At 65.3% G+C, this 17,258-nt stretch carries 16 protein-coding genes; 12 read left to right on the top strand and 4 right to left on the bottom strand.

Annotation, left to right across the window (positions count from 1 at the left end; genetic code table 11):
• Positions 1-149 precede the first annotated feature (149 nt).
• From AC3WQZ_RS17030 to AC3WQZ_RS17020, 3 genes are read right to left on the bottom strand one after another with little or no spacing between them, the layout of a single operon-like run.
• Entirely contained in the window at positions 150-929 is a 780-nt protein-coding gene (locus tag AC3WQZ_RS17030) for a DUF3106 domain-containing protein (protein ID WP_439668657.1), read from the bottom strand.
• 1 nt (position 930) lies between these two features.
• A complete protein-coding gene (locus AC3WQZ_RS17025; RefSeq protein ID WP_010809147.1) occupies positions 931-1,362 on the bottom strand; it encodes a DUF3619 family protein in 432 nt (143 codons plus the stop codon).
• Positions 1,359-2,066 carry an RNA polymerase sigma factor gene (locus tag AC3WQZ_RS17020; RefSeq protein ID WP_255266297.1) on the bottom strand — a complete coding sequence of 236 codons (708 nt, stop codon included), beginning with the start codon at positions 2,064-2,066 and terminating at the stop codon, positions 1,359-1,361. The genes AC3WQZ_RS17025 and AC3WQZ_RS17020 overlap by 4 nt, the downstream gene beginning before the upstream one ends.
• Before the next feature lie 238 nt (positions 2,067-2,304).
• Here AC3WQZ_RS17020 and AC3WQZ_RS17015 point away from each other — a divergent pair, with 238 nt between their 5' ends.
• From AC3WQZ_RS17015 to AC3WQZ_RS16985, 7 genes are all read left to right on the top strand, one after another.
• Positions 2,305-4,068 carry an acetolactate synthase 3 catalytic subunit gene (locus tag AC3WQZ_RS17015; RefSeq protein ID WP_041687231.1) on the top strand — a complete coding sequence of 588 codons (1,764 nt, stop codon included), beginning with the start codon at positions 2,305-2,307 and terminating at the stop codon, positions 4,066-4,068.
• Positions 4,068-4,559, top strand: coding sequence for an acetolactate synthase small subunit (ilvN, locus tag AC3WQZ_RS17010; RefSeq protein ID WP_010809144.1), 492 nt, complete (start codon positions 4,068-4,070; stop codon positions 4,557-4,559). The genes AC3WQZ_RS17015 and ilvN overlap by 1 nt, the downstream gene beginning before the upstream one ends.
• Positions 4,560-4,682: 123 nt before the next feature.
• Positions 4,683-5,699, top strand: a complete 1,017-nt coding sequence (gene ilvC / locus AC3WQZ_RS17005) for a ketol-acid reductoisomerase (RefSeq protein ID WP_010809143.1) — start codon at positions 4,683-4,685, stop codon at positions 5,697-5,699.
• A gap of 246 nt (positions 5,700-5,945) precedes the next feature.
• The gene (locus AC3WQZ_RS17000) at positions 5,946-6,596 is read left to right on the top strand and encodes a phosphatidylserine decarboxylase (RefSeq protein WP_010809142.1); all 651 of its coding nucleotides are present in this window, start codon (positions 5,946-5,948) and stop codon (positions 6,594-6,596) included.
• A 25-nt stretch (positions 6,597-6,621) separates the two neighbouring features.
• On the top strand, positions 6,622-7,521 hold the full coding sequence (gene pssA / locus AC3WQZ_RS16995) for a CDP-diacylglycerol--serine O-phosphatidyltransferase (RefSeq protein WP_010809141.1): 900 nt from the start codon (positions 6,622-6,624) through the stop codon (positions 7,519-7,521).
• A gap of 124 nt (positions 7,522-7,645) precedes the next feature.
• Positions 7,646-8,149 (top strand): peptidoglycan-binding protein LysM, encoded by a 504-nt coding sequence (lysM, locus tag AC3WQZ_RS16990; RefSeq protein ID WP_010809140.1) that lies wholly within the window; start codon positions 7,646-7,648, stop codon positions 8,147-8,149.
• 335 nt (positions 8,150-8,484) lie between these two features.
• Positions 8,485-10,026, top strand: coding sequence for a 2-isopropylmalate synthase (locus AC3WQZ_RS16985; RefSeq protein WP_010809139.1), 1,542 nt, complete (start codon positions 8,485-8,487; stop codon positions 10,024-10,026).
• 98 nt (positions 10,027-10,124) lie between these two features.
• Here AC3WQZ_RS16985 and AC3WQZ_RS16980 read toward each other — a convergent pair whose 3' ends face one another.
• The gene (locus AC3WQZ_RS16980) at positions 10,125-10,652 is read right to left on the bottom strand and encodes a hypothetical protein (protein ID WP_010809138.1); all 528 of its coding nucleotides are present in this window, start codon (positions 10,650-10,652) and stop codon (positions 10,125-10,127) included.
• A 203-nt stretch (positions 10,653-10,855) separates the two neighbouring features.
• Here AC3WQZ_RS16980 and AC3WQZ_RS16975 point away from each other — a divergent pair, with 203 nt between their 5' ends.
• From AC3WQZ_RS16975 to tpiA, 5 genes are all read left to right on the top strand, one after another.
• A complete protein-coding gene (locus tag AC3WQZ_RS16975) occupies positions 10,856-12,112 on the top strand; it encodes a branched-chain amino acid ABC transporter substrate-binding protein (RefSeq protein ID WP_010809137.1) in 1,257 nt (418 codons plus the stop codon).
• A 173-nt stretch (positions 12,113-12,285) separates the two neighbouring features.
• Entirely contained in the window at positions 12,286-12,555 is a 270-nt protein-coding gene (rpsO, locus tag AC3WQZ_RS16970) for a 30S ribosomal protein S15 (protein ID WP_010809136.1), read from the top strand.
• Positions 12,556-13,005: 450 nt separating this feature from the next.
• Complete coding sequence (pnp, locus tag AC3WQZ_RS16965; protein ID WP_011614853.1) at positions 13,006-15,177, top strand: polyribonucleotide nucleotidyltransferase; 2,172 nt, start codon at positions 13,006-13,008, stop codon at positions 15,175-15,177.
• Positions 15,178-15,361: 184 nt separating this feature from the next.
• The gene (locus AC3WQZ_RS16960) at positions 15,362-16,366 is read left to right on the top strand and encodes an NAD(P)H-quinone oxidoreductase (protein WP_011614854.1); all 1,005 of its coding nucleotides are present in this window, start codon (positions 15,362-15,364) and stop codon (positions 16,364-16,366) included.
• A 114-nt stretch (positions 16,367-16,480) separates the two neighbouring features.
• On the top strand, positions 16,481-17,218 hold the full coding sequence (tpiA, locus tag AC3WQZ_RS16955) for a triose-phosphate isomerase (RefSeq protein ID WP_011614855.1): 738 nt from the start codon (positions 16,481-16,483) through the stop codon (positions 17,216-17,218).
• Positions 17,219-17,258: the final 40 nt, after the last annotated feature.

The raw sequence follows: 17,258 nt of genomic DNA, 5'->3' as shown, positions 1-17,258 counted from the left end.
GGCTTGGGATCGAGGGTGGCAGCGGGCATGGAAGGCGAAGAAGGCTGGGCTGGCGCACGGGGGCATGGCGGTGCCGGCGCGGGTCAGTCGGGGCCGGCCTTGCTGCGCTGGCCGGCGTGAGACGGCCATTATGCCAAATGACGTGGGGATTACTGGCGCACGGTGGCGTCGGAAGCCGCGGCCGCTTCGGTGGCGACCTCGGCTGCGGATGCCGGTGCGGCGAGCGCTGCCGGTGCCGAGGCGGCCGGCGCCGAGGCGGCGGTCACGGCCGCGGGCGCGGAGGCCGGTTGCGCCTGGGCTTCGCTGGCGGGCTTGCCGGCAGCGTGGCCACTGCGACCCGCTGCGGCGCTGGCCGTTTTCGGCTCGCGGTGGAACTCGCGGCTGGTTTCGCTGGGCAGGCGCTTGCCGCTGGGCAGCGCGCTGACAGCGCCGGGGCGGCGCGGCACGTGGTCGGTGGCGGCCAGCTTCTTTTTCTGCTCTTCAGGCAGCTGCTGGTACTTGTCCCAGGCCTCGGCCTTTTTCTCGGCGGGCAGCGAGCGGGTGATCTGGTAGTTCTCGCGCGCCAGCCGGCGTTGCTGCGGGGTCATCTTGACCCATTCCGCCATGCGCGCCTGCAGCCGGGCCTGCTCGGCCGGGGAGAACTTGGGGTAGCGCTCGGCGATGCGCAGCCACTTGTGGCGGTTCAGTTCCGGCAGGCTGTCCCACAGCGGCTGCAGCGGGGCCAGGATGCGCTGGTTGACCGGGCTCAGATCGGCCCAGGCCGGCCGGGCATTGGTTGCCTGCGCGGCCGCAGGCGCTGTCACCGCCGAAGCCCCCTGGGCATGCGCCGCGGGCGGCAGCAGGCCCCAGCAGGCGGCTGCGCCGGCACCGGCCAGCAGCGCGGCCAGCCGGCGGCGCAAGGCGTCGGGGTGGAATATTGCGCGCGCCATGCTATTGCCCGCGCTTCAGGAATACGTGGAAGCCCTCGTCGGCGTAGGCCGTGGGCGGCAGGTCGTCGAGCAGCATGGCGGCGTCGATATCGGCCAGTTCCTCGATGCGCTTCTGCTCCTGCCAGTGATAGATGCCGATCAGGCCGGCGGCCAGCGCCACCAGCGTCCAGATCAGGCCAAGGCGGCGCAGCCAGGCGCCGGCGCGGTGCAGCGGGGAGCTGTCTTCATCAAACAGCGGGACGTGCGCGCCGGGCATGGCCAGTTGCGGGACCAGCACGGGCGCCTCGGCCTTCTTGCGGGCGACCGCCATCCGGCGCGCAGCGGCGAGCCTTTCGGTGATGTCGGCCGGCAGGTCGTCGGTGCCGGCATCGAGTGCCGCCCGAATCTCTTGGGCAAACCGGCGTTCGCGGATTTCTTTTTCGTTTCTGCTCATAGTCGGACCCCCCGTGCGCGCAGGGCCTGCGCAAGTGTATGCGTGGCACGGGAACAGTGCGTCTTGACGCTGCCTTCGGAGCACCCCATTACGGCGGCGGTTTCGGCGACGTCCATATCTTCCCAGTAACGCATCAGGAATGCCTCGCGTTGACGCGTCGGCAGGCGCTGGATTTCCTGCTCGATGATGTGCATGACCTGGGCGCGCTCGACCTTGTCGGCGCTGCTTTCGGCCGATTCGGAGCCGGCCTGTGCCTCCAGCGTCTCAAGCAGGTCATTGTCGTCGCCGTCGCGGTCGTCGCGCAGGCTGGAAAACAGCGAGACCCAGGTGTTGCGCACCTTCTGGCGGCGGAACCAGTCGTGGATGGTGTTCTGCAGGATGCGCTGGAACAGCGGCGCCAGCTCGGCGGCGCCTTTGTCGCCGTACTTCTCGGCCAGCTTGATCATGGCGTCCTGGACAATGTCCAGCGCGGCGTCGTCGTCGCGGACCGCAAATACGGCCTGCTTGAAGGCGCGGCGCTCGACGCTGGCAAGAAAATCGGACAGTTCCTGGTCGGTGGCCATTCGGGCGGTTGCGGCTCGTTGCTGCGGGACAAATGCCCGGTTCTGGTGAATGTGCTGCGTACGGCCCGTGGCACATTCGAGGTGCTGCGATGCTAGCAAAAAAACGACCCCCTGTACCACTTTGTATTGCTGCAAATACATTGCGGCGCGCAAAAAATCCGCCGCAACTCCGGAAAATCCCTCATGCGCAGGGCAAAAACAACCGTAGACCGCGCTGGTGCATTGCAGTATCATCGTCGGTTCACACGACATCAGTGGTTGTCTCATCCGGCCGCTTATGAGGCGGTCTTCCATGCAGACGCGCACCGCTTGAACCCGAGCCACAAGCCCGGCAGAGAGCATCCAAACAATTTTTTGCCGAAAATTGCAAAGGACTGAAATGAACATGCCCAGCGCGGAATTCTCCCACGCAGACAGCAATTCATCTGCCGCACCCGAAATGATCGGGGCGGAAATTCTCGTTCACGCACTTGCCGAAGAAGGCGTCGAGTACGTCTGGGGCTACCCCGGCGGCGCAGTGCTGTATATCTACGACGAGCTCCACAAGCAAACCAAGTTCGAGCACATCCTGGTGCGCCACGAGCAGGCCGCGGTTCATGCCGCAGACGGCTATGCACGGGCAACCGGCAAGGTGGGCGTGGCGCTGGTGACCTCCGGTCCCGGCGTGACCAATGCCGTCACCGGTATTGCCACCGCGTACCTCGACTCGATCCCGATGGTGGTGATCACCGGCAACGTGCCGACCCACGCCATTGGCCAGGACGCCTTCCAGGAGTGCGACACGGTCGGCATTACCCGCCCGATCGTCAAGCACAACTTCCTGGTGAAGGACGTGCGCGACCTCGCCGCGACCATCAAGAAGGCGTTCTTCATTGCCGCGACCGGCCGTCCGGGCCCGGTGGTGGTGGACATCCCCAAGGATGTCTCGCGCAATGCCTGCAAGTACGAGTACCCCAAGTCGATCGACATGCGCTCGTACAACCCGGTGAACAAGGGCCACTCGGGCCAGATCCGCAAGGCCGTGGCCCTGCTGCAAGGCGCCGAGCGTCCGTATATCTACACCGGCGGCGGCGTGGTGCTGGCCAATGCCAGCGACGAGCTGCGCCAGCTGGCGGCGCTGACCGGCCACCCGGTGACCAACACGCTGATGGGCCTGGGCGCGTTCCCCGGCACCAGCAAGCAGTTCGTCGGCATGCTCGGCATGCACGGCACGTATGAAGCCAACATGGCCATGCAGAACTGCGACGTGCTGATCGCCATCGGTGCCCGCTTCGACGACCGCGTGATCGGCAACCCGGCGCACTTCACCTCGCAGGCGCGCAAGATCATCCATATCGACATCGATCCGTCGTCGATCTCCAAGCGCGTCAAGGTCGACATCCCCATCGTCGGCAACGTCAAGGACGTGCTGCAGGAACTGATCGCCCAGATCAAGGCCAGCGATATCAAGCCCAAGCGCGAAGCGCTCGCCAAATGGTGGGAGCAGATCGAGCAATGGCGTTCGGTGGACTGCCTGAAGTACGACCGCAGCTCCGAGATCATCAAGCCGCAGTACGTGGTGGAAAAGATCTGGGAACTGACCAAGGGCGACGCCTTTATCTGCTCCGACGTCGGCCAGCACCAGATGTGGGCCGCGCAGTTCTACAAGTTCGACGAGCCGCGCCGCTGGATCAATTCCGGCGGCCTGGGCACGATGGGCGTGGGCCTGCCGTACGCAATGGGCATCAAGAAGGCGTTCCCGGAGAAGGAAGTCGTCACCATCACCGGTGAAGGCTCGATCCAGATGTGCATCCAGGAACTGTCGACCTGCCTGCAGTACGACACCCCGGTGAAGATCTGCTCGCTCAACAATGGCTACCTGGGCATGGTGCGCCAGTGGCAGGAGATCGAGTACGACAACCGCTACTCGCACTCCTACATGGACGCGCTGCCCGATTTCGTCAAGCTGGCCGAGGCCTACGGGCACGTCGGCATGCGCGTCGAGAAGACGTCGGACGTCGAGCCGGCGCTGCGCGAGGCGTTCCGCCTGAAGGACCGTACCGTGTTCCTGGACTTCCAGACCGATCCCACCGAAAACGTCTGGCCGATGGTCCAGGCGGGCAAGGGCATTTCCGAAATGCTGCTCGGCGCGGAGGACCTGTAATGCGTCACATCATTTCGGTCCTGCTGGAAAACGAACCGGGCGCGCTGTCGCGCGTGGTGGGCCTGTTCTCGGCCCGCGGCTATAACATCGAGACGCTGACCGTGGCACCCACCGAGGATGCCTCGCTGTCGCGCATGACCATTGTCACCTCCGGCTCGGATGACGTGATCGAGCAGATCACCAAGCACCTGAACCGCCTGGTGGAAGTGGTCAAGGTGGTCGACCTGACCGAAGGCGCGCACATCGAACGCGAGCTGATGCTCGTCAAGGTGCGCGCGGTGGGCAAGGAGCGCGAGGAAATGAAGCGCACCGCCGACATCTTCCGCGGCCGCATCATCGATGTCACCGAGAAGACCTACACCATCGAGCTGACCGGCAACGGCGTCAAGCTCGATGCGTTCCTGGACGCCATCGACCGCACCGCCATCCTCGAGACCGTCCGTACCGGTGGCTCGGGCATCGGCCGCGGCGAGCGCATCCTGAAGGTCTGACCGGGCCCCGGCTCACCCATACGGCTTCACGCAGCATCCCCGGGGCGGCGCGATCCGGACGCACACGATGCGTCCGAGGATGCCGCCCCCCTCATACAAAAGACAGAGATTGAAGGAATCATCATGAAAGTGTTTTACGACAAGGACGCCGACCTCTCCCTGATCAAGGGCAAGAACGTCACCATCATCGGCTATGGCTCGCAGGGCCATGCCCACGCGCTGAACCTGAAGGATTCGGGCGTCAATGTGACGGTCGGCCTGCGCAAGAGCGGCGCGTCGTGGAACAAGGCTGCCAACGCCGGCCTGCAAGTGAAGGAAGTGGCCGAGGCCGTCAAGGGTGCCGACGTGGTCATGATCCTGCTGCCGGACGAGCAGATCGCCGACGTGTACAAGAACGAAGTGCACGACAACATCAAGGAAGGCGCGGCGCTGGCCTTCGCCCACGGCTTCAACGTGCACTACGGTGCCGTGATCCCGCGCGCCGACCTGGACGTGATCATGATCGCGCCGAAGGCCCCGGGCCACACCGTGCGCGCCACGTACACGCAAGGTGGCGGCGTGCCGCACCTGATCGCCGTGCACCAGAACAAGTCCGGCGCCGCCCGTGACATCGCGCTGTCGTACGCCACCGCCAACGGCGGCGGCCGTGCCGGCATCATCGAGACCAACTTCCGCGAAGAAACCGAAACCGACCTGTTCGGCGAGCAGGCCGTGCTGTGCGGCGGTACCGTCGAGCTGATCAAGGCTGGCTTCGAAACCCTGGTGGAAGCCGGCTACGCGCCGGAAATGGCCTACTTCGAGTGCCTGCACGAACTGAAGCTGATCGTCGACCTGATCTACGAAGGCGGCATCGCCAACATGAACTATTCGATCTCCAACAACGCGGAATATGGTGAGTACGTCACCGGCCCGCGCGTGGTGACCGAAGAGACCAAGAAGGCGATGAAGCAGTGCCTGACCGACATCCAGACCGGCGAGTACGCCAAGAGCTTCCTGCTGGAGAACAAGGCCGGCGCCCCGACGCTGATCTCGCGCCGCCGCCTGACGGCCGAGCACCAGATCGAGGAAGTGGGTGCCAAGCTGCGCGCGATGATGCCGTGGATCGCCAAGAACAAGATGGTCGACCAGTCGAAGAACTAAGCTGCATCGCTGTCTGATGGCCCGCGCCGCACGGCGGCGGGCCGAAGCCGTTCAGCGTTCCGTGCCACGCCCTTCTATTATCAGAGGGGAGTCGCGGGACCTGAACGGCTTTTTGTTATGCTTGTCAGACTTTGGGCAAGGCGTGCATTATCCTGCTCCGCGACCACGGGGGCGCCGCCCGATGGCGGCTATTGCCGCCGCCGCGCCGCCTTGCCATGGTCTTGTATCCACCGACACCTGTACTGCATGAACTATCCTCATCCGCTGATCGCCCGTGAAGGCTGGCCGTTCCTGGCCGGCGCCTTTGTCATCTCGCTGCTGGTGCACGCCAGCGCGGGCTTCTGGTGGGCGTTGCCGTTGTGGATCATCACGGTATTCGTGCTCCAGTTCTTCCGCGATCCGCCGCGCCCGATCCCGTCGCAGCCCAACGCGGTGCTGGCCCCCGCGGACGGCCGCATCGTCGTGGTCGAAAAGACCCAGGACCCGTACGCCGGCCGCGAGGCGCTGAAGATCAGCGTCTTCATGAACGTCTTCAACGTGCACTCGAACCGGGTCTCGGTCGATGGCGCGGTCGAGAAGGTCGAATATTTCCCCGGCAAGTTCGTCAACGCCGACATGGACAAGGCCTCGGTCGAGAACGAGCGCAATGCCGTGCTGATCCGGCGCGCTGCGGACGGCCAGCTGGTGACGCTGGTGCAGGTGGCCGGCCTGGTGGCTCGCCGCATCCTGTGCTACACCAAGGTGGGCGACAACCTCTCGCGCGGCCAGCGCTACGGCTTTATCCGCTTCGGCTCGCGCGTGGACGTCTACCTGCCGCTCGATGCGCGTCCGCGCGTGACCATCGGCGAGAAGGTATCGGCCTCGTCGACCATCCTCGCCGAACTCGACGTGAAGTGAGAGACAGCCTGACCGGAGGACTGTGATGGTTGCCTTCCATCGACGTAACAAGCGCAGCAGCAGCGGCAACGTGACCCACCTGCGGCCGTTCCGCCATAACCAGCTGCGCGGCGCCGACGACAACTTCGATGACGAAGCCGCCGACGACCACGACATCGTCTATCAGCGTCCGCGCCGGCGCGGCATCTACCTGCTGCCCAACGCGTTCACCACTGCGGCGCTGTTCGCGGGTTTTTTCGCCATCGTCCAGGCCATGAACATGCGCTTCGATGCGGCGGCCATCGCCATCTTCGCGGCGATGGTGCTGGACGGCATGGACGGGCGCGTGGCGCGCATCACCAATACGCAGAGTGCGTTTGGCGAGCAGTATGACTCGCTGTCGGACATGACCTCTTTCGGGGTTGCGCCGGCGCTGGTGATGTATGAGTGGATCCTGCATGACCTGGGCAAGTGGGGGTGGATCGCAGCCTTTGTCTACTGCACCTGCGCTGCGCTGCGCCTGGCGCGCTTCAACGCCAACATCGGCGTGGTAGACAAGCGCTTCTTCCAGGGCCTGCCCAGCCCGGCCGCCGCCGCGCTGGTCGCGGGCTTCGTCTGGCTGGTGATCGACAACAAGCTGCCGGTCAAGGAGCTGTGGATGCCGTGGGTGGCGTTCGGCATCACGCTGTACGCCGGCCTGTCGATGGTGTCCAACGCGCCGTTCTACAGCGGCAAGGCGCTTGACGTTCGCTACCGCGTGCCGTTCGGCATGATGGTGCTGGTCCTGGTGCTGTTCGTGGTGGTGTCCACCGATCCGCCGGTGGCGCTGTTCGGCCTGTTCGTGGCCTATGCGATCTCGGGCTATGTGCTATGGGCCTGGCGGGCGATGCACGGCAAGCCGGCCATCGAGAAGAAGCAGCGCGAGAACGGCGGCAAGGCTTCTTAGACGTTTCAGGCAGAAGGGCGCTCAGGCGCCCTTCATGCATTTCCGGATTCACAATTGTTTTCATGCCGCGGCCATCAAGGCGTGGCACTCTGCAGTGTTTTCCACTCACCGTCAGGAGGATGTCATGGGCATGTTCGACTTCATCAAGGAAGCGGGAGAAAAGCTGTTCGGCACGGGCGAGGCCAAGGCCGCGCAAGAGGCCGCCGCGGCGGATGCGTCGGCGGAGAAGGTCGATGCCGCCAATCGCGCCGCGGGCGATGCGATCGAGGGCTACATCAGGAAGATGGGCCTGGATGCCACCGGGCTGATGGTGCAGGTGGACGGCTCGCAGGGGCTGGTCACCGTGTTCGGCGTGGCACCGGACCAGGCCACGCGCGAGAAGATCATCCTGTGCGCCGGCAATGTCGAGGGCGTGGACAAGGTCGAGGACAAGATGTCCGTCAACGTCGAATCCGCGGAATCGAGCTGGCATACCGTGGTCAAGGGCGACACGCTGTGGGCGATCTCCCAGGCTGCTTACGGCAACGGTGCCGAGTACAACAAGATCTTCGAGGCCAACAAGCCGATGCTGAGCCACCCGGACAAGATCTACCCGGGCCAGAAGCTGCGCATTCCGCCCAAGGGCTGATCCGTGCCGCTGGCGGGTCCGGGCAATATGGGCTAAACCCTGTATTGCATGGGCGCGCCAACTCGGCTATAGTCGCTGGCATGATTTCGCGCCAAGTTCTAATCGCCCGCACCACCCTAGGTGGCCTACTAGGCCATCAGGTCGGGACGCGCGCGCGCTAAGGACGGACTTACCCCTTAGCGCGAAATCCGCAAGGAATTTTTCCAACGCCCCGGCCTGCTCCATGCACGCCGGGGCGTTTTGCATTCCACAGCCGTGGAGCGCGGAACAGGCGGTAGGCCCCGGACGCAGCATGCCGGGGACAGCACACGACAAGCAATCAGGAGCTCCACAAAATGTCTGACAAACTCATCATTTTCGACACCACCTTGCGTGACGGCGAGCAGTCGCCCGGCGCCTCGATGACCCGCGAGGAAAAGATCCGCATCGCACGCCAGCTGGAACGCCTGAAGGTCGATGTGATCGAGGCCGGTTTCGCGGCGAGCTCCAACGGCGACTTCGAGGCCATCCGCTCGATCGCGCAGGTGGTCAAGGACTCGACCATCTGCTCGCTGGCCCGTGCCAACGACAAGGACATTGCCCGCGCCGCCGAGGCGCTCAAGCCGGCCAACTCGTTCCGCATCCACACCTTCATCGCCACCTCCGCGCTGCACATGGAGAAGAAGCTGCGCATGACGCCGGACGAGGTGTACCAGCAGGCCCGCCTGGCGGTGCGCTTTGCGCGCCAGTTCACCGACGATATCGAGTTCTCGCCGGAAGACGGCAGCCGCTCGGACATGGACTTCCTGTGCCGCGTGCTGGAAGGCGTGATCGCCGAGGGTGCGACCACCATCAACCTGCCGGATACCGTGGGCTATGCCGTGCCGGAAGGCTACGCCGAGCTGATCCGCTCGGTGCGCGAGCGCATTCCCAACTCGGACAAGGCGATCTGGTCGGTGCACTGCCATAACGACCTGGGCATGGCCGTGGCCAACTCGCTGGCCGCCGTCAAGATGGCGGGCGCGCGCCAGATCGAATGCACCATCAACGGCCTGGGCGAGCGCGCCGGCAACACCAGCCTGGAAGAAGTGGTGATGGCGGTGAAGACCCGCCGCGACTATTTCGACCTCGATATCGGCGTGGATACCACGCAGATCGTGCCGGCCTCGAAGCTGGTGTCGCAGATCACCGGTTTCGTGGTGCAGCCGAACAAGGCCGTCGTGGGTGCCAATGCCTTCGCGCATGCCTCGGGCATCCACCAGGATGGCGTGCTCAAGGCGCGCGACACCTACGAGATCATGCGTGCGGAGGATGTGGGCTGGAGCGCCAACAAGATCGTGCTGGGCAAGCTGTCGGGCCGCAATGCCTTCAAGCAGCGCCTGCAGGAGCTTGGCATCGAGCTTGAAAGCGAAACCGAAGTCAACGCCGCCTTCACCCGCTTCAAGGAATTGGCCGACCAGAAGGCCGAGATCTTCGACGAGGACATCGTCGCCATCGTCTCGAACGAGGCCCAGCACGATGCCAACGAGCACTTCCGCTTTATCTCGCTGTCGCAGCGCTCCGAGACCGGTGAGCGCCCGCATGCGCGCGTGGTGTTCAGCATGGACGGCCAGGAGCAGAGCGGCGAGGGCGAGGGCAACGGTCCGGTCGACGCCACCCTGCATGCGATTGAATCACGCGTGTCCAGCGGCGCAGAGATGGTGCTCTATTCGGTGAATGCCATCACCGGCGGCACCGAGGCCCAGGGCGAAGTCACCGTGCGCCTGTCCAAGGCCGGCCGCATCGTCAACGGCGTGGGCACCGACCCGGATATCGTCGCCGCCTCGGCCAAGGCCTACCTGGCCGCGCTGAACAAGCTGCACGACAAGGCTGTGCAAAAGATCAATCCGCAGATCTGACCCAGGCCCCTGCGTAGACGGCGGAAGGCTTACCCGGCCTGAGCGTCCGGACCAGGCCCGCCATTCCCGACCCGGGGATGGCGGGCTTTTTTCATGGCTCAGCGGCGGCGCTCGTCGGGGTCGTACATCGGGTCGGGCGTGATCTGGGTCTGGCGCAGGATGCCGGCGTCGTCGAAATAGAAGTGGTACAGCGACGGCCACACGTCTTCATGGCGGAAGCGGTAGGACCAGACCTCGCGCCGCATCAGCGGGTAGTACTCGACCGGCAGGCGCGTCATGCCGAAATGCTCGGCCACATCCTGCTTGGTCCACGTGCCGACCTGCGCCTTGTACAGTTCCAGCGTGGACAGCACATTGCTGAAGCGGGTCAGGTTGCCGTTGCGGTCGAAGTCGGCACCATAGGCGTACTGGCCCAGCGGCTGCTTGGTGTAGATCCAGCGCGAGGTACCGTCGCGCAGCTGGAACACATCGGTGGGCGGCCCGAACGCAGCCTGTACTGCGGCCTGCGGCTGGCCCACCAGCCTGGTGCCTTCCGGTACCGGCATCAGCGTGGTGCAGGCAGACAGCATGGCGGCGCCCAGCGCCAGCATGAGCCGGCGCGCGCCGTTGGCGATGACAGAATTCATGGCGAACCTCGGTCGATGCGTGGATGGTGAATACCGCAAGTGTAGTGCGGCCTCCGCGCTTGTGTGCGCCGGGCGCTGCTTTTCAGTGGATCTTCCCGCAACCTGGCGCTTTCCTCGCGGAAACGGCAGTCAATGATCGGGCCCGGTGGCATTTGCCCGCAACCGGTCGCTGCCGTACTATCCTGCGCTTTCCGGGAGAGAACATGAAGGTTGCGGCACGGTGGCGTGGATGGCTGGGCGGGTTGTTGCTGGCGGCAGCGGCGGGCGCGTCGGCTCAAGAGCCGATCCGGCTGGGCATGATCGACGGGTTGTCCGGCCCGTTTGCCAACGCGGGCGAAGCCGTGACGCGCAACCTGCGCCTGGCAATCGAGCGCATCAATGCGCGCGGCGGCGTGAAGACCGCCGAGGGTGCGCGGCCCATGGAGCTGGTCACGTTTGACAGCAAGGGCAATGTCGACGAGAGCCTGATCCAGTTGCGGGCCCTGACCGACAAGCGCATTCCCTTTGTCCTGCAGGGCAACAGCTCGGCCGTGGCCGGCGCGCTGGTGTCGGCCATCAACCGCCACAATGCGCGCCAGCCCGACGCGCGCGTGCTGTTCCTGAACTACTCGGCGGTCGATCCCAGCCTGACCAACGAGAACTGCAGCTTCTGGCATTTCCGCTTTGACGCCAGTGCCGACATGCGCATGCAGGCGCTGACCGAGGTGATCCGCCAGGACCAGTCGGTGCGCAAGGTGTACCTGATCGATCAGGACTACAGCTTCGGCCACCAGGTGTCGCGCTCGGCTCGCGAGATGCTGGCGGCGCGCCGGCCGGATATCCAGATCGTGGGCGACGAGTTCCACCCGATCGGCAAGATCAAGGACTTTGCGCCCTATATCGCCAAGATCAAGGCGAGCGGGGCGGACGCAGTCATCACCGGCAACTGGGGCAACGACCTGACGCTGATGGTCAAGGCCGCACGCGAAGGCGGACTGCAGGCCAAGTTCTACACCTTCTATGGCAATGGCCTGGGCGCGCCCGCGGCGATGGGCGATGCCGGCGTGGGCCGCGTGCTGGCGGTGGCCGAGTGGCACCCGAATGTGGGCGGGGCGGCGTCGGACGCGTTCTACCAGCAGTTCCGCGCGCGCTATCCGGAGCCGAAGGACGACTACGTGCACCTGCGCATGCAGATGATGGTGGAAATGCTGGCGCGCGCGATCGAGCAGGCCGGTTCCACCGATGCGGTCAAGGTGGCGGGCGCGCTCGAGAACATGCGCTACGTCAACCAGTTCCACGAGGCCACCGTGCGCGCCGACGACCACCAGGTGCTGCAGCCGCTGTACGTGTCGGTGATGGAGCGCCAGGGCGGGGCAGTGCGCTTCGACAATGAGGGCTCGGGTTATGGCTTCCGTACCGTGCGCAAGCTCAAGGCCGCGCAGACCACGCTGCCCACCACGTGCCGGATGGAGCGCCCCTGAGCGCCAGCGCGCCCGCACGGGCCGCCCGGTATTCCTGCCGTAGCTTTTCGGCTATAATCCGCAGCTGTCGTTGCCTGGCCGTTGGCCCGGTGGCGGCGGTAGCCAGTCAAGACATGGCACGACGCATGCGGCGCATCCCGCGCTGTAGCGTTCGCAAGTGAAAGGAAATCATCATGGCAGTTGCCGATATCAACAAGTCCGAAGTCATCAAGCAGTTCGCACGTGGCGCCAACGACACTGGCAGCCCCGAAGTGCAAGTGGCCCTGCTGACCACCCGCATCAACGAACTGACCCCGCACTTCAAGGCCAACATGAAGGATCACCACAGCCGCCGCGGTCTGCTGCGCATGGTGAGCCGCCGTCGCCGCCTGCTGGACTACCTCAAGTCCAACGACGCCGACCGTTACCGCGCCCTGATCGAAAAGCTGGGCCTGCGCAAGTAAGGTTGCGCCCGATGGCAGCGCGATTCCAGGGTTTGCACGGTTTCGCGTGAGGCCTCGATGCCTGCTTCAGCAATGCTGGGGCAGGCATTTTGCATTTCTGGCGGGGTGAATCGGCCTTGCCCAGAGATGCGGGCAGTTGATGGAGTGATTTTCGCTTCACGCCGCCCGGCGGACATTCTGATTCACCGGGCGCCCGTTGCAGCAAGCTGCGCAACGGAGTAAGTTGTTCTTTTTTTGTTTTCAATACCCCGGACCGGCCAAGGAAACAGGGCTTTGTGTCATTCCAGCACGGCATCGGCAACGCCGGTGCCGTGCTGGAATGGCATAGCACTTCCCTGCGACTGCGACCGGCGACCCGGCAGTTTGCCTGCGGCTGAGAACGCAGGCGTCGCAGGCCGTGCGCGTGTTATTGCGTGATTGCGCGGCCTGCACGCAAGCCAAGGAATGCACATGTCCATGTTCAACAAGATCGTCAAGGAATTCCAGTGGGGCCAGCACACGGTCCGCATGGAAACCGGCGAAATCGCCCGCCAGGCCGGCGGTGCCGTGCTGGTCGATGTGGAAGACACCGTGGTGCTGGCGACCGTGGTCGCCGCCAAGAACCCGAAGCCGGGCCAGGACTTCTTCCCGCTGACCGTCGACTACATCGAGAAGACCTACGCGGCCGGCAAGATCCCCGGCGGCTTCTTCAAGCGTGAAGGCCGTCCGTCGGAAAACGAGACCCTGACCTCGCGCCTGATCGACCGTCCGCTGCGCCCGCTGTTCCCGGAAGGCTTCTACAACGACGTCCAGGTGGTGATCCACGTGGTGTCGCTGAACCCGGAAGTGCCCGCTGACATTCCCGCGCTGATCGGCGCGTCGGCCGCGCTGGCCGTGTCGGGCATCCCGTTCAACGGCCCGGTTGGCGCCGCGCGCGTGGGCTACAAGGATGGCCAGTACCTGCTCAACCCGACCCGCTCGCAGCTCGCCACCTCGGACCTGGACCTGGTGGTCGCCGGTACCGAGCGCGCCGTGCTGATGGTGGAATCGGAAGCCAACCAGCTGTCGGAAGACGTCATGCTGGGCGCCGTGGTCTATGGCCATGAGCAAATGCAGATCGCGATCAACGCCATCCATGAGCTGGTGCGCGAAGGCGGCAAGCCCGAGTGGGACTGGGCCCCGGCCGCCAAGAACGAGCCGCTGATCGCCAAGGTCACCGAAGTTGCGCTGCCGCTGCTGCAGGAAGCCTACCAGCTGCGCCAGAAGTCGGCCCGCAGCCAGAAGCTGAAGGAAGTAAACGCCAACGTGGCGGCCGCGCTGGCAGCCGCCGGCGTGGAAGCCGACAAGGTGGAAGTCGGCAACATCATGTTCGACCTCGAAGCCAAGATCGTGCGCGGCCAGGTGCTGGCCGGCGAGCCGCGTATCGACGGCCGCGACACCCGCACGGTGCGCCCGATCGAGATCCGCTCGTCGGTGCTGCCGCGCGCGCACGGCTCGGCGCTGTTCACCCGTGGTGAAACGCAGGCGCTGGTGGTGGCCACGCTCGGCACCAAGAGCGACGAGCAGATCATCGACGCACTGGCCGGCGAATACCGCGACCGCTTCATGCTCCACTACAACATGCCCCCGTTCGCCACCGGTGAAACCGGCCGCGTGGGCAGCCCGAAGCGCCGTGAAATCGGCCACGGCCGCCTGGCCAAGCGCGCACTGATCCCGGTGCTGCCGAAGGACGATGAATTCGCCTACACCATCCGCCTGGTTTCGGAAATCACCGAATCCAACGGCTCGTCGTCGATGGCTTCGGTCTGCGGCGGCTGCCTGGCGCTGATGGACGCCGGCGTTCCGGTCAAGGCACACGTGGCCGGCGTGGCCATGGGCCTGATCCTGGAAGGCAACAAGTTTGCCGTGCTGACCGACATCCTGGGCGATGAAGATCACCTGGGCGACATGGACTTCAAGGTGGCGGGTACCGACAACGGCATCACCGCGCTGCAGATGGACATCAAGGTCCAGGGCATCACCAAGGAGATCATGCAGGTCGCGCTGGCGCAGGCCCGTGAAGGCCGCCTGCACATCCTGCACAAGATGCAGGAAGCGATGGGCCACGCCCGCACCGAACTGTCGGCGCACGCTCCGCGCATGATCACCATGAAGATCCATCCGGACAAGATCCGCGAAGTGATCGGCAAGGGCGGCTCGACCATCCAGGCGCTGACCAAGGAAACCGGCACCACCATCGACATCCAGGAAGACGGCACGATCACGATCGCGTCGACCTCGACCGACGGCATGGCCGAAGCCAAGCGCCGCATCGAGGGCATCACCGCGGAAGCCGAAGTGGGCAAGATTTACGCCGGTACCGTGCTGAAGCTGCTGGACTTCGGCGCCATCGTCAACATCCTGCCGGGCAAGGATGGCCTGCTGCACATCTCGGAAATCGTCAACGAGCGTGTCAAGGACATCAAGGACTGGCTGAAGGAAGGCCAGCAGGTCCGCGTCAAGCTGATCCAGGCTGACGAGAAGGGCCGCCTGCGCCTGTCGCTGAAGGCCGCGCTGACCGAAGAGGGCGGCAGCATCAGCCCGATCAACGCCGGCGAAGCCGCCGCGCCGGCGGCTCCGGCCGAAGGCTCGGAACAGCAGTAAAGCCAGCGGGGCAGGATTGCCCGCAGGTGCCGCCGCAAGGTGGCGCCGCCAAAAAAACGGCTGGACGATGTCCAGCCGTTTTTTTGTTTACACTGCCGGCAACCCTATCGAGCCAAGGCTCACACCGACCCTGGCGCGACGCATCGTCGACCCGCGCCAAGACAAGTACAAGGAGCAGAGCAGCATGCAAGCCATCGAGATCCGCGAATACGGTGCCCCCGAAGTCCTCCAGCTGACCGAGCGTCCCGACCCGGTTGCGGGGGCGGGCGAGGTCCTGATCCGCGTGGCTGCCGCCGGCGTCAACCGTCCGGACGTATTCCAGCGCACCGGCAACTACCCCGTGCCGCCGGGCGCTTCGGACCTGCCCGGCCTGGAAGTGGCGGGCGTGGTGGTGGGCGGCGACCTGTCGCATGCCGACAACCGCTTCGGCCTGAAGGTGGGCGACCGCGTCTGCGCGCTGGTGCAGGGCGGCGGCTACGCACAGCTGTGCACGGCGCCGCTGGCACAGGTCCTGCCCGCGCCGCAAGGCCTGAGCGATATCGAGGCCGCGGCGCTGCCCGAGACCTTCTTCACCGTCTGGAGCAATGTGTTCGACCGCGGCTGCCTGGGCCAGGGCCCGCGCGGCAAGGATGAGACCCTGCTGATCCAGGGCGGCTCCAGCGGCATCGGCACGACCGCGATCCAGATCGCCAAGGCGCTGGGCTACAAGGTGTTTGTCACCGCCGGCACCGATGAGAAATGCAAGGCCTGCGAAGACCTGGGCGCCGATCGCGCGATCAACTACAAGACGCAGGACTTCGTCGCCGAGGTGTCGGCGCTGACCGGCGGCAACGGTGTCGATGTGATCCTCGACATGGTTGCCGGCCCGTACCTGGCGCGCGAGCTGAAGTGCATCGCCGACGATGGCCGCATCGTCATCATTGCGCTGCTGGGTGGCGCCAAGGCCGAGATCCCGCTGGGCGATATCCTGCGCCGGCGCATCACCGTGACCGGCTCCACGCTGCGTCCGCGCCCGGCATCGTTCAAGGGCAAGATCGCCGCGGCACTGCACGAGCAGGTGTGGCCGCTGCTGGCCGCCGGCAGGATCAAGCCGGTGATCCACGAGGTGTTCCCGGCCGCGCAGGCGGCCGATGCGCATCGCCTGATGGAGTCGAGCGAGCATATCGGCAAGATCGTGCTGACCTGGTAAGGCACATCGAGCGTTGCATGTGGCCAATGCTGCCGCCCGCCGCCATCGGGCGGCGGTAGCGCCGTGCCCCCGCCACAAGCTACAATAGCGGGTTTGATTTGGGAGGGGCACTTCGTGAGACAAAAGCTCGTCATCGGCAATTGGAAGATGCATGGCAGCCTGGCTGCAAACGCGGCGCTGCTGGAGGGCATCAAGGCTGGCGCGGCCAAGGCGACGCTGGCGGTCTGCGCGCCGTTCCCCTATCTTGCACAATGCCAGGCGTTGCTGAATGGCTCGCAAGTGGCCTGGGGCGCACAAGATGTGTCGGCAGAGGCGCGCGGCGCCTTCACCGGTGAAGTCTCGGCATCGATGGTGGGTGAGTTTGGCTGCACTTATGTGCTGGTCGGCCACTCGGAGCGCCGCACCTATCATGGCGAAACCGACCAGACCGTCGCGGCCAAGGCGCTGCGCGCGCTGGAATTCGGCATCGTCCCGGTAGTCTGCGTGGGTGAAACACTGGCCCAGCGCGAGGCGGGCGAAACCGAAGCGGTGGTCGGCAGGCAGCTGCAGGCCGTGCTGGACGCGCTGACGGTGGAGCAGCTGAGCCGCGTGGTGTTGGCCTATGAGCCGGTCTGGGCGATCGGCACCGGCAAGACCGCCACCAGCGAGCAGGCGCAGGCGGTGCACGCGTTCTTGCGCGGCCAGGTTGCCGCGCGCGACGCGGGCGTGGCCGAGCGTATGGCCATCCTGTACGGCGGCAGCGTCAAGCCGGACAATGCGGCCGAACTGTTTTCCATGACCGATATCGACGGGGGCCTGATTGGCGGCGCCTCGCTGAAGTCGGCAGATTTTCTCGCGATCGGCAACGCCTGAATGCCGGCCGTTCCGATCGACCGATCAGGCAAGTAACCAG

The organism is Cupriavidus sp. FW305-26 (assembly GCF_058787975.1).
The sequence above is the reverse complement of the archived record's forward strand: the minus strand, read 5'-3'. Positions and strand labels throughout refer to the sequence as shown.